This is a genomic window from Gluconobacter thailandicus F149-1 = NBRC 100600 (assembly GCF_000964465.1).
GTDB classification, from domain to species: Bacteria; Pseudomonadota; Alphaproteobacteria; order Acetobacterales; family Acetobacteraceae; genus Gluconobacter; species Gluconobacter thailandicus.
Genome location: NZ_BANH01000046.1, coordinates 29,186 through 41,248, shown reverse-complemented (window position 1 = coordinate 41,248; position 12,063 = coordinate 29,186). Strand labels below are relative to the sequence as shown.

Annotated in this window: 11 protein-coding genes and 1 tRNA gene; 8 read left to right on the top strand and 4 right to left on the bottom strand. The window is 54.1% G+C overall.

Annotated features, from left to right (window positions below; genetic code table 11):
• Positions 1 to 17 precede the first annotated feature (17 nt).
• The gene (locus tag B7444_RS12285) at positions 18 to 1,244 is read left to right on the top strand and encodes an exonuclease SbcCD subunit D C-terminal domain-containing protein (protein WP_007283770.1); all 1,227 of its coding nucleotides are present in this window, start codon (positions 18 to 20) and stop codon (positions 1,242 to 1,244) included.
• Entirely contained in the window at positions 1,244 to 4,951 is a 3,708-nt protein-coding gene (locus B7444_RS12280) for an AAA family ATPase (RefSeq protein ID WP_007283769.1), read from the top strand. The genes B7444_RS12285 and B7444_RS12280 overlap by 1 nt, the downstream gene beginning before the upstream one ends.
• A 20-nt stretch (positions 4,952 to 4,971) precedes the next feature.
• Here B7444_RS12280 and B7444_RS12275 read toward each other — a convergent pair.
• Both B7444_RS12275 and B7444_RS12270 read right to left on the bottom strand, forming a co-directional pair.
• Positions 4,972 to 5,056, bottom strand: a tRNA-Leu gene (locus B7444_RS12275).
• Positions 5,057 to 5,178: 122 nt separating this feature from the next.
• Positions 5,179 to 5,961: a class I SAM-dependent methyltransferase gene (locus tag B7444_RS12270; RefSeq protein ID WP_007283768.1), complete on the bottom strand. Its 783-nt coding sequence runs from the start codon at positions 5,959 to 5,961 to the stop codon at positions 5,179 to 5,181.
• 181 nt (positions 5,962 to 6,142) lie between these two features.
• Here B7444_RS12270 and ypfJ point away from each other — a divergent pair, with 181 nt between their 5' ends.
• The 4 genes from ypfJ (at position 6,143) to B7444_RS12250 (ending at position 9,053) form a co-directional block, all read left to right on the top strand.
• Positions 6,143 to 7,000 carry a KPN_02809 family neutral zinc metallopeptidase gene (ypfJ, locus tag B7444_RS12265; RefSeq protein ID WP_007283767.1) on the top strand — a complete coding sequence of 286 codons (858 nt, stop codon included), beginning with the start codon at positions 6,143 to 6,145 and terminating at the stop codon, positions 6,998 to 7,000.
• 130 nt (positions 7,001 to 7,130) lie between these two features.
• Positions 7,131 to 7,649 (top strand): hypothetical protein, encoded by a 519-nt coding sequence (locus B7444_RS12260; RefSeq protein ID WP_007283766.1) that lies wholly within the window; start codon positions 7,131 to 7,133, stop codon positions 7,647 to 7,649.
• The gene (locus B7444_RS12255; RefSeq protein ID WP_007283765.1) at positions 7,646 to 8,545 is read left to right on the top strand and encodes a cytochrome-c peroxidase; all 900 of its coding nucleotides are present in this window, start codon (positions 7,646 to 7,648) and stop codon (positions 8,543 to 8,545) included. The genes B7444_RS12260 and B7444_RS12255 overlap by 4 nt, the downstream gene beginning before the upstream one ends.
• A 49-nt stretch (positions 8,546 to 8,594) precedes the next feature.
• A complete protein-coding gene (locus tag B7444_RS12250; RefSeq protein ID WP_007283764.1) occupies positions 8,595 to 9,053 on the top strand; it encodes a c-type cytochrome in 459 nt (152 codons plus the stop codon).
• Here B7444_RS12250 and B7444_RS12245 read toward each other — a convergent pair whose 3' ends face one another.
• Together B7444_RS12245 and zigA are read right to left on the bottom strand one after the other, a co-directional pair.
• Positions 9,054 to 9,305, bottom strand: a complete 252-nt coding sequence (locus B7444_RS12245) for a ubiquinol-cytochrome c reductase (RefSeq protein ID WP_007283763.1) — start codon at positions 9,303 to 9,305, stop codon at positions 9,054 to 9,056.
• A 205-nt stretch (positions 9,306 to 9,510) separates the two neighbouring features.
• On the bottom strand, positions 9,511 to 10,710 hold the full coding sequence (gene zigA / locus B7444_RS12240) for a zinc metallochaperone GTPase ZigA (protein ID WP_007283762.1): 1,200 nt from the start codon (positions 10,708 to 10,710) through the stop codon (positions 9,511 to 9,513).
• A 96-nt stretch (positions 10,711 to 10,806) separates the two neighbouring features.
• Between zigA and B7444_RS12235 the strand changes: the two genes are divergently transcribed.
• On the top strand, positions 10,807 to 11,421 hold the full coding sequence (locus B7444_RS12235) for a DUF1826 domain-containing protein (protein ID WP_007283761.1): 615 nt from the start codon (positions 10,807 to 10,809) through the stop codon (positions 11,419 to 11,421).
• A gap of 4 nt (positions 11,422 to 11,425) precedes the next feature.
• On the top strand, positions 11,426 to 11,992 hold the full coding sequence (locus B7444_RS12230; RefSeq protein ID WP_007283760.1) for a hypothetical protein: 567 nt from the start codon (positions 11,426 to 11,428) through the stop codon (positions 11,990 to 11,992).
• Positions 11,993 to 12,063 lie beyond the last annotated feature (71 nt).

The following is a 12,063-nucleotide window of genomic DNA, read 5'->3' as shown; positions in this document are numbered from 1 at the left end:
TCCGGTAGAAACAGTCTTTGAAATCCGTCAAAATCCTCCATACATCCGACTGGCATCTCGGCCACGAACTTGCTGGTCACTCCCGCGAGGCGGAACACGATGCCTTCCTTGCGTGGCTTCTTGATACGACTGAAGAACACTCCTGTGACGTCCTGCTTGTCACAGGGGATCTGTATGACGTGGCGAACCCGCCAGTCTCAGCCCAGCAAAGGCTCTATACGTTCATAGCAGACGCCAGAAGACGCTTGCCGCAACTCCAGATCATCATGATTGGCGGAAACCATGATAGTGCTCTGAGGATCGATCTGCCTGGCGCTCTTGTCGATGAGCGCGTTTATCTTGTTGGCGGTCTCCCTAAAAAGAACCGTCAGCCAGATTTTGAACGGATCTGTATCCCGCTTGAGAATTCGGATGGTCAGGTTGCCGGCTGGCTCGGAGCAGTTCCTTTCTGTCGTCCCGGCGACCTCGGAAAGGGAAGCCTGGAAGAGCTGTACGTGGAAACAACCAGCGAGCTTTCGGCTCGGGCAAATGGTCTTCCCGTTGTTCTCACCGGGCATCTCCATGTTGCCGGAGGGGACGTGTCAGAGCTGTCAGAGCGCCGGATCGTCATAGGGGGTGAAGAAGCGCATGCCGCATCCCTGTTTAGCGCTGACGTCACCTATGGCGCACTTGGACATCTTCATCGCGCTCAGAAGATCACTGGACCTTCCCTGATCCGTTACGCAGGCTCTCCCTTCCCACTGTCTGTAACTGAACGTGACTATCGACATTGTGTCACCCTTGTGACGTTGACGCCCAATGAGCCGCTGGCAGAAGAGCTGCTCATTCCCCGCACTGTTCCGTTTCTGCGTGTTCCCAATGGCGCGCCGCGTTGTCTTGATGATGTCGTGAAAGAGCTGGAGGCTCTTCCTGTGGAATCACTCCCGCGCGATCAGCAGCCGTTTCTGGAAGTTTCCGTTCTCATGGAGACTGCAGAGCCGCATCTGCATTCCCGGATACTGAATGCGTTGGAGGGAAAATCTGTTCGGCTGACGCGTATCAACCGTGTTGCTCAGCAAGGTGGCCACTTAGGATCACTGGCATACCAGAGGCAGGAACTTGCCGATCTTCAGCCCGAAAAGGTTTTCGTGGCACTTCATGAACGGAAATACGACAAGGGCCCGGATACAGCGCTGGAACGTGCTTTTGCGGAGCTTCTCCTTCTGGCGGAAACCGCTGACCCTACTCTTACAAAGGCAGACTGATGCAGATCCTTGCAATCCGTGGCAGGAATCTCGCCAGTCTCGCAGGTTCATTCGAGGTCAGTTTCAGCACGGGGGTTCTGGCAGACGCCGGTATCTTTGCGATTACCGGTCCAACGGGGGCTGGAAAATCCACGCTTCTGGACGCGATAAGTCTGGCCCTTTTCGATACCATCCCCCGTCTGGAAAGTGCCCCCAAAACCGGGCAAATCACTCACGACGAAATTGGGCCCCAGGATCCACGGGCTATTTTGCGGCATGGCGCAGGTCATGGCTTTGCAGAACTCGATTTTATCGGACGGGATGGCCGAAGCTATCGTAGCCGTTGGACTGTTCGACGTGCCCGGGAACGTGCAGATGGCAAGCTGCAGGCCAGCACGCTCGACCTGGAATGTCTCGATACGGGTGAGCGGCTGGGAGGAAAAAAGACCGAAACCAAAGCAGAAATCCTTCGGCTTGTTGGTCTGAATGCTCAGCAGTTTGGCCGTGCTGTTGTTCTGGCACAGGGAGAGTTCGAGGCTTTCATCAAGGCTGACGGCGATGAACGGGCACAACTGCTCGAAAAACTGACAGGTGCTGATATTTACAGCCGTGTTGGCAGGCTCGCCTTTGAGAAAGCCCGTGATGTCCGCGCGGGATACGATAGTCTTGAAAGACAGATCGCAGCCATGAATGGCCTCGGCAGCGAAGCGCGAAACCTGCTGGAAGCAGAACGACAGGCTGCACAGGCGTTTCATGACGAGAAACTCGCCATATATACGCAGCTTCAGGATGCCCGAAACTGGCATGACAGACTGGCCGATCTGAAATCCAAGCGTGACGAAGCGATCCATGGCTGCGAAGTCGCGCGACAGGCTTGCGAGAGTGTCGCTCCTCGTCTCGCTGCCCTGAAACGTCACAAGCAGGCTCTGACTCATCTGGGAGCCTGGGAACGATTAAGGGACACCGAAGAAAGAGTTCGTCAGGCTGAAGCTGCTGTGCTTCAAGCTCAGCAGACAGATCAGAATGCCACCGATGCGCTGGCTATCGCTGAAAATGGGCTTGAAACGGCCCAGCAGGCTCTCAATGGTGTTAAGTGTTCGCAGCTGGACGCATCTCCCGATATTCAGGCTGCTCGTGCAGTGGATATGGAACTGAAGCATGTCTTCAGTGGCTTCGAATTATCAGAGAAAAATCTTCAAAATCAGATAGATAAATCTGAAAACTTACAGAAAATATTGACTGAAATCACTCAGGCGGTTCGTGAGTCGCAATTTAAGAAAAACGAACTTTCAGCATGGTTGGATGAAAAGTCAGAGCTTGCGAAGCTGATACCTTTTGAAGCTGAACTCATGTCTGACCTCAAGGGGCATAAGCGGCTTCTCGAACAGTTGTCAGGGCTCGCGGATGAAGAGCGACAGGCTCGCCTTCAGTATACGGAAGTGGCGATAAAAGCTCAGCATGCCAGGGTTGAGTTTGATGATGCGGCTCGTGCTCTACAATCTGCGGAAGGCACCGCAGCGCGGGCGGAAGCGAACGCGCCGCACCCTGAAAAATCCGAACGCCTCGCCTCTGGCATTCGCGCGCTGGAGAACCTTCAAAGGAAAAATCAGGAAGTTCAGCGTCTTCATGGAGATCTGACGGCGGCTGAAGCAGCTTATGGCAAGACAGTTGAGGACATTCAGCGTCTGACTACAGAGCAGACCCATTACAGCACGGAACTTGCTCAGCTCGATAAACAGCTCCCGATCCTGTCAGCCGTTTTAAAAGAGGCCAAGCGTTCGGAAGAGCATTGTCGTAATACGACCAGCGATGCGGCGGCACTGATGCGGGCCGCACTGGTTGATGGAGAGGCGTGCCCAGTCTGCGGGGCCACCGAGCATCATCTTGACGCGCTGGACGCCATTCTGGATGGAGCCATTGAAAAAGCCCAGAAAAGGACCACCGAGGCTACCACTGTTCTCGAAGCTGCACGGGAACGCGTTACGGTTCTGAGAACCTGGGGGGATAGTGCTCAGGCGCAACTCTCCCGACTGCATGAGCAACAGAATAACCAAGGCAACGCAAAAGAGGCTTATCGGGCGGCGTGGCAGGTGGGCGTGACCCAGTTGGCGTTAGACTGTAAGGCCTGTGGTCTGAGCAACGATCAGTCAGGGCCAGAGCTGGCCGATGAAGCGGAGACATGCCTCACGGCTCTTGGGCAGGAGCAGGCCGCGTTCAACGCAAAAATGCTTGAGCTTGATACGGTCAGGAAAGCGGAGCGTGTCGCTCGGGCACACTGCGATATGGCGCGTCAGTCTCATGAAGCGGTCGAGGGGGAGTACCGGGAAACAGAGAGCAGATTGAAAGATGCCGAGCATAAGCTTCTTCAGCAGGAAGAAGAGCGAAAGCGTCTGGAAGAACTGCTTGACGCTAGACTATCTAGGGCAGTTGCGTGGCGCGACCTTTCAGGCGATCCGGCAGTTTGGCTCTCCGAAAATCTTTCTGAGTGGCGTTCCAAAAACGAAGCGCATATCCCAATGGAAAGAGATTGGCCCAGCCTAACCGCCAAACATGCCCGTGCTGAGAGTGACGTATATGCAGCAAGAGAAGTTCTTGCTGACATACAAGTCGAATGGCAGACGAAACACGACGTCCATCAGGCGCTAGTGCGAAAACGCTCGGGGCTGCTTGACGGGCAGTCTGTGGAGAGCGTGATTGAGAAGATTGACGGGGCTGTTCGAGAGGCAGAAGAGGCTTTGCAAAAAGCCCTGGACATCAAAAATACCGCTTCCGAATGTGCTGTGGGAGCAAGAACACGCTGTGAAGGGGCTGTGAAGCTTTTGGAAGGAGTTCAAAAAGAGCTCTTCCAACTGTCTGAAAGTTTTGAGTCCAGGCTGGTGCTTGAGGGGTTCAGTCGAGCGGACATCAGTGAGGCACAGGCGCGTGGTCCGGAGTATGCCGCCGCTGAAGAAAAGGCACTCTCTGAACTGAATAAGGCTTACAGTGACGCTTGTGCTACTCTGAAGCCCCGAGAAAGCGACTATGCCCAGCACGAAGCCAGCAGGCAGGCGGCTTTTGACTTTGCCGATCTGGAGCAGCAGCTTGTGTTGGCGAAAACAACCGTCGCGGATGCCAAGACCGCGCTGACGCGACTGGAAGCAAGGGTCCTGCAGGACGACGAAACGCGTTTGCAAACAGCCGAACTCAGGGCGCAACTCGATGCAAAACGCGCAGATGGTCATGTCTGGGAACAGTTGGGAGATATACTGGGCGATGCTCAGGGTAAGCGGTTCCGTAATTTCGCACAGAGCCTGACGCTTGATCATCTCATCGATTTCGCCAACGAACGTCTTGCGGATCTCAAGCCCCGTTACAGCCTCCAACGTGCCCCTGCGGGAGAAATGCTGATTGAGGTTATTGATAATGACATGGGCGGTCTTGTGCGTGGACTGCAAAACCTCTCGGGGGGTGAACGCTTTCTTGTCAGTCTTGCACTCGCATTAGGGCTTTCGGAAATGTCCACAGGGCGTGGCATCCGGATCGAGAGCCTGTTTATTGATGAGGGGTTCGGTGCACTGGACTCTGCAAGCCTTGGGCAGGCGATTGCCGTGCTCGAACATCTGCAAGCACAAGGGCGCCGTGTTGGCGTGATCAGTCACGTGGAAGAACTGAAAGAGCGCATTCCCGTAAAGGTCGAAGTAACGCCAGTTTCCGGGGGGGAAAGCCAGATCGCGATTGTCGTCGATTAACAGCTGACAGTTTTATTCGCTGGTACGGGCAGAGGGACTTGAACCCCCACAGCTTGCGCCACCAGAACCTAAATCTGGCGTGTCTACCAATTCCACCATGCCCGCGGACTGTGGAGGTGGATCTATACGAAGTCCCCGGTTTCGGCAATGGCGTTTATCGGTATCAGCCTGAAAATATGTGCCTACTGCATCAGACTTCTCGACGTGGGATGGCTCAGATTTAAACCTCAGTCCTTAATCTTCTGAAATTTAAGTACAAAATTGTCCCCTTCTCCAATGGCTTCATACTTTGCATGATCCTTCGCCCCAAGGGCGTAAGTAGGAGGCAACGTCCAGACGCCTTTGGGCCAGTTGGCTGTATCCTTCGGATTAGCGTTGATTTCGGATGTGCCAACCAATTTGAATCCTGCCTTCTGGATTAGGTCGATTGCGTAGGCTTGGCGCACATAGCCGTCTTTTGCCTGCGGGTCCTGAGGGGCGGTCGTGTTTCCGCGGTGATCCTCAATTCCCAGAATGCCACCTGGCTTCAGCGCTCGGTGAATGGCGGCGAGCATTTCCGGTGCGTTTCCAGCTTTCATCCAGTTATGCATGTTACGGAACGTCAGCACGAGATCGACACTGTTTGCAGGCGCAAAATCGAGATGTTGTGAATCGAATTGGGTTGTCTTGATGCGTCCGTAAACTTCCGGGTGTTCGCTCTGGAATTGACTGATCGTCTGTTTCTTCAGATCAAATGGCCCTAATGCGACGGTATATGTTCCGTAATCGTGGAGATAAGGGGCCAGAATTTGCGTCCAGTACCCCCCGAATGGCCAGATCTCCACGACATTGGCATCGGGTTTCAGTCCAAAAAAGGTAAGCTCTTCAACAGGATGGCGTACGACATCCCGTGATACGAAGGCGGTGCTTCTCCCAGGGGACTGTACGGCCTGATCCAGGGTAGGATCGGCAAACGCGGGAGCAACAGAGAGCAGGGAAAACATACACAGGAAGGCAGATTTCGACAGCATGGAAACGCTCCGGTCATGAGGCTAGCGACTGTGACCGCAAATTAAGGAAAAGTCTTCAGTTTTCCGGGCAATTTCCTGCGAGCAGAGAAATTACCCCGCTTTTGCACGTCCATCTTCAAACCTGCTAGGATTGGCGTAGTTCAAGCCCAGAACGGGCAGGTAAAAACGGGACAGTATATCCATGCGTCTGGACGATCAGCGGGAAAGCAGCAACATCGATGACGTGCGGGGTTCCGGCGGAGGCGGTCGTACCCCTTTGCGAATTGGTGGGATCGGCGGTGTCATCCTTGTGATTGGTGCGCTTTATTTCGGGGTTGATCCCCGGATTGTCCTGAATCTTATGCAGACTGGCCCTTCTTCCAGCAGTCCGACGGTGGCTCAGGTGCAGCGGCCCGCGAACGATGCCGGAAAACAGTTTATTGCCCGTATTCTTGGCTCAACTGAGGATGTCTGGACCGCATACTTCCAGCAGATGGGCCGGACATACCATGATCCTCGTCTGACCCTCTTCAGCGGTGGCGTACAGTCTGCCTGTGGCTATGCCCAGACATCGGTGGGACCGTTCTACTGCCCTGCTGATCATAAGGTTTATCTGGATCTCCAGTTCTTTCAGGAATTACAGAACCGGCTGGGCGCCGGGGGCGATTTTGCAAAAGCATATGTCGTGGCTCACGAGATCGGCCATCACGTGCAGAATGAACTTGGCATTATGCAACAGGTCAACCGTCAGGGAGATGCTACGCAAAAGGGGGCCAACGGGCTGTCCGTACGTGTGGAACTTCAGGCCGACTGTTTCGCTGGCGTCTGGGCCAAGCGGGCAAATGACGGGAAGCATCTTCTGGAGACAGGGGACGTCGAAGAGGGCATGAACGCCGCCGCCGCTGTTGGAGATGATCGGCTGGAGCGTCAGGCCAGAGGATATGTTGTTCCCGACAGCTTCACGCATGGGACTTCGGCACAGCGCGTCAGCTGGTTCAAGCGCGGCCTGAGCAGCGGTGACATCAACCGGTGTGACACATTCAGTGCACCCAGCCTCTGATTTTGCGCGAAGAGGCCGGGAAGCCGCATTTTACGGGACAAAGTGACATTTTTCGACGCCGTTATGGCTCTGGAAAAGTTCCGAAGTCTGGTACTTCATGATGAGATTGCTGTTGATCAGGACCCTCATCATGAAGCGTATTTTTATTCCATTATCCTCAGCTCTGTTTGCCTGTCATGTCAGCGCCGCGCTGGCCGATGAGGCGATTTGTAAAAGTGGCCTTCCTCCCTTGCCCGCAGGATATGAAGGATGGAGCAATCCCCTCCCCCTGAATGCTGCCACTCAGGCTGGTAGTCTTCCTGCCAGCAAGCTGACGTTGGGGCATGCCTCCCAGATACATCTTGCCCATACACCGGATGTGCAGTTCCTGCAGCGGCCGGCCGAGCCAGGAGGGAGTGTCAGCTATAGCGGCATGGTGATTTTTGAGGTTATCAAGGACGGTACATACAGAGTCATGCTTCCGAATAAGACGTGGATCGATGTTGTGGGCGGCGCCACTCCGGTAAGCTCGATCCAGCATCAGCATGGTCCTGATTGTTCCGGCATTCGCAAGATGGTCGATTTTTCTCTTAAAACAGGCACTTATACCCTCCAGCTTGCCGGCAGTGGTCAGCAGGATATCCCTGTGATGGTGTCTGCCGTTCCGTGAAGTTCTCTGGCCTGTCTCTATTGCTGGTCTCATTGAGTTGGCTGGCAGTTCCTGCTCTCGCTGCCTCTCTGTCTCCAGACGCAGCAAAGAAAGAACTAGGCCATCGTCTCTTCTACGATGCAGACCTGTCTCTGGATGGCAGCATGTCCTGCGCAACATGTCACGAACAGAGACATGCCTTTTCTGACGGTAATCCAACACATCCTGGCGTCACGGATGAACAGGGCATCCGAAACGTTCCGTCTCTCGCCAACGTGGGAGCGTTTCAAAGTCTGACGTGGATAGATCAGCACGTTACCTCTCTTGAAAAGCAGTTCTTTATCCCTCTGAGCGGCCATCATCCGGTTGAAATGGGGATGACCGATATGGCGGAACTCTCCCGGCGCCTTTCAGGGAATTCCTGTTACCACGCGCTTTTTGCAACTGCGTTTCCAGGCAAAGCGAGCGTAATGGATGCAGAGCATGTCTCTCAGGCTATCGCAGCGTTTGAGCGCATTCTGGTGTCGAATAAAGCACTGTGGGACCAGCCTGGACACAAAGAAACAGTAGAGCAGCAACGTGGTGAGAGATTGTTTTTTGGTAAAGCGAAATGCAGTTCCTGTCATGAACCTCCCCTGTTCATGGATCAGGCCTTTCACGTGCTTTCCAGTAGTCAGAGCAGCCCTGTCAGAACGCCGTCCCTTCGCAATGTTGAAGTTACGGCTCCCTATCTGCATGACGGATCTGCGCCGACACTCGTTGCTGCCATCCAGGCCCATCCGGATGCAGACATTTTATCGAGGGCAGAGATAGAGAGTATTTCGGCTTTTCTACGACTTCTGACGGATCGTACGTTTCTCTCACGTCAGGACATTGCCTTGCCTGCCGAACAATGCCCTGTCAGGATTATGCCCTGAAGGATGCTCGTATCCGCGATTTACCGTTATTACACTCAGGGTTGCTGCTATGTTCAAGTGTACTGCCTTCCTTCTGACTGTTGCCTTAGGGGCGCTCTCTGTTGCTCAGGCAGAGGATGGATTGGCGATTTACAACAGTAAGTGCAGCGTCTGCCATCAGACATCCGGGATCGGTTCTCCCAGCCAGTTTCCTCCGCTCAGCGGGCGTGTTGGCAAGATCGCCGGCTTTCCTGAAGGTAAAGCCTATCTGACCCATGTTCTGTTGAACGGACTTCATGGGCCGCTTGAGGCATCTGATGTGAGCTATATGGGCTATATGCCGCCCTTCAAGTCTTTGACTGACGAAGAACTGGCTGCCGTTCTGACCTATGTGTCCTCGTTGAATACTCCTGGTACGCCGCCGGTCTTTTCTGCGGATGAGTTTAAGGCGCAACGTGTTACGCCGATGAAAGCCAAGGATATCCTGTCAGAACGTGAAGCACTGAATGCTTTGCATCCCCTGCCCTGATCATGGGTTGTCGCTATTCCGTCTAGCCCAGACGCGGCGCTTGAGAACGAACAACAGGCCACTCAGGATGGCCAGATAGGTCAGGACAAACCACCCTGTTCGGTGTCTGGTCTGAAGGTGGGGATGCGCTGCCCATGACAGGAACGCTCCCACATCCTGGGCCATCTGGGGAACGGTAGCCTTTGTCCCATCGGAATATGTGATCTGACCTTCATGAAGCGGCGGCGGCATGGCAATGTGAAGATGAGGCATTGCCGTGTTGTAATATGACCCCGGCGGTAGTGTCGTTTCTGCCGGCGGCGGGGCCTCTCCTCCTGCTTGGAAGACGTTGGATCAGAAATGAAAGAGGCATCGTCCTGGGTCATGGGTTCCGCTCGAAATGGACCGACCCCAATCATCCGAGTGCGTCGGAGGGGTGTCAATCTCAAAGCGGTTTATTGTTCCCGTATGATTGCCATCATTCCCAGGCAGGAAATGGATCTGGGAGAGTGTCAAAGTGCCAAGGCATGAAAATGCCATCTATAGCTTCTGGCATCAGGCAGTTGTCCAGCGCCGCTCGAATATTTTCTTCATCCATGCCTGCGCCAATAAAAACGAGTTCCTGACGGCGATCTCCATATGTGTCGTCCCAGTATTTTGCGAGGGTAGCGCGCCACGTATCATCATCAGGCCAGGACTGCTGCGGTACACTGCTCCACCATCGTCCCGCGGCCTGATTTCGGGCGAGCGCACCTGCAATACTCAGTTCACCTACCCAATCCGGCCGCGTTGCCAGCCAGAAATAGCCTTTGACCCGCACGACACCTGCCCAGGATTGTTCGATGAACCGTGCAAATGCTTCCGGTGAAAATGGACGGCGAGCTCTGTAAACGAAGCTTGAAATTCCGTATTCCTGCGTTTCCGGAACGTGGTCTGCATGGCCATACAGTTCCTTGAACCACATCGGATGTTGATGAGCCCGATCAAAGTCGAAGCGGCCAGTGTTCAGGACCCTGTCTAAAGGCACCTTACTCTGATTGGTTTCGATGACCTCTGCATCCGCGTTGAGGGATCTGATGATGAGGTGAGCGGCTTCTCTTTGTTCAGGTGTCGCAGTATTAATCTTGTTCAGGAGCACGACATCGGCGAACTCGATCTGCTCCACCAGCAGGTCCACAAGCGCTCGTTCATCATCTTCACCCGCAACTTCGCCCCGGTCTTTCAGAAAGTCCGTTGAACCATAATCGCGAAGCAGATTGACTGCGTCCACGACCGTCACCATGGTATCGAGGCGGGCGATATCGCTAAGGCTACGGCCGTCCTCATCCCGGAATTCAAAAGTGGCCGCGACGGGAAGCGGTTCTGCAATGCCGGTTGACTCGATCAACAGATAATCGAACCGCTTTTCACGAGCCAGGCGATCGACTTCCTGCAGAAGATCATCCCGCAAGGTGCAGCAGATACACCCATTACTCATTTCTACAAGTTTCTCGTCTGTGCGGGAGAGATCGCTTCCTCCCTGTCGCACGAGATCTGCGTCAATGTTCACGTCACTCATATCATTGACGATGACTGCGATTTTGCGCGCTTCGCGGTTGTTCAGGATATGATTGAGAAGTGTCGTTTTTCCAGCACCGAGGAAGCCGGAGAGAACGGTAACGGGCAATCGGTCATCCATGACGACAAAGGCTCCTTGATGGAATGAGCAGTCTTGCAAAAGAGATTTATAACGTTATGATATAACATATCAATATGTGAGAGTGATTTTGTTGCGATGTCTGCATGCCCGACGCGTCACCAACTGCTCAGCCACTCGGCTTTCAGGGAAATACTCTCTCCGGAACGCACGATTACCGTTCATTCCCAAGGCCTTGCGACATCTCTCAGGCGTGCCCTGGAGAGCTATCGCGTGAGTGGCGCACGTCTGATCATGGCCCAGGGAGCGCTTGAAACCATTCGGAATAATCTTGCCGAAGCTTTTACGGATGAAACCCTGCCTTTGCTCGCAGATATGATCGAACTTGCAACCCGATATCAGGAAGTCTCCGGGCGTCAGGCGTTACGCGTTCGGCTTGAAAAAGTGACGACTGATAGCTGCCGGAAATTCCATGTGGACTGTGTGGGGTTGCGGCTGCTTCGCACCTATGATGGCCCAGGTGTTGAATGGACGGCAGATGGAGGTCTGAACATTCATCAGGCCCCGGATGGAGCTGTTGTCTTTCTTAAGGGAAAGCATTTTCCGGGATGGTCTGAAGCGACCAGTGTCCACCACCGCTCGCCGCGTTTGTCTGTCCTGCCATCGGAGAAACGCTACAGGCTTCTTCTGACGATTGACGAGGCTGGTGCCTGCGGGGCGTCCATGGATAGTCCTGTGATGATTGCGGCCTGACGTCATGTTTGTGATTGAGAGCTGGCCTGATCCTGTCCTTGCAGATGCACCGCGTGTTCGGGCATCAAGCCGACCGGAGATTCTGGTAGATCTCGCCAGAACAGATTTGGATATGGTTGTTTGGACCCGGAAAGTGCCGAGCGATTGGCAGCAGACATTACAGGTGCAGCAGCTTCCGCCAGATGATCTTCTTCTGGATGGGACACTCAATGAGATCCTGACGCAGTTGAAAGCCTCCGCCATCCGTGCGCGCTATCCAGCCTTCATGATCGAAGATGTGGAGCAGACAGCGGCTTTGGCTGCGGCATTTGCTGTTTCGGACAGAATGGTTCTGCAACTGACATCGAAATGTCAGACTGAGCAGCCTTCCGGAAAAGCCAAACTGCGGGTATTCTGCTGTTATGGAGCGGGGCATATCGCCTGGAAATCGGGAACATTCCATGGCTACGATCCCACCAGCAGTTTCTCTCCTTTTGATCTTGCCTTTGTGCCGTCATGGAATGGAAACAGCGTGCGGGTCAGCTGTGAGGCCAGTCCAAAGGCCGTGTATCTTGTGCTGTCCGTTCTGTAAGGCAGACGTTCATAAAACAAACATAAAATATCCGGTTCTGCTCTCGTGATTTCTTGAGGGTAGGCTGTTAA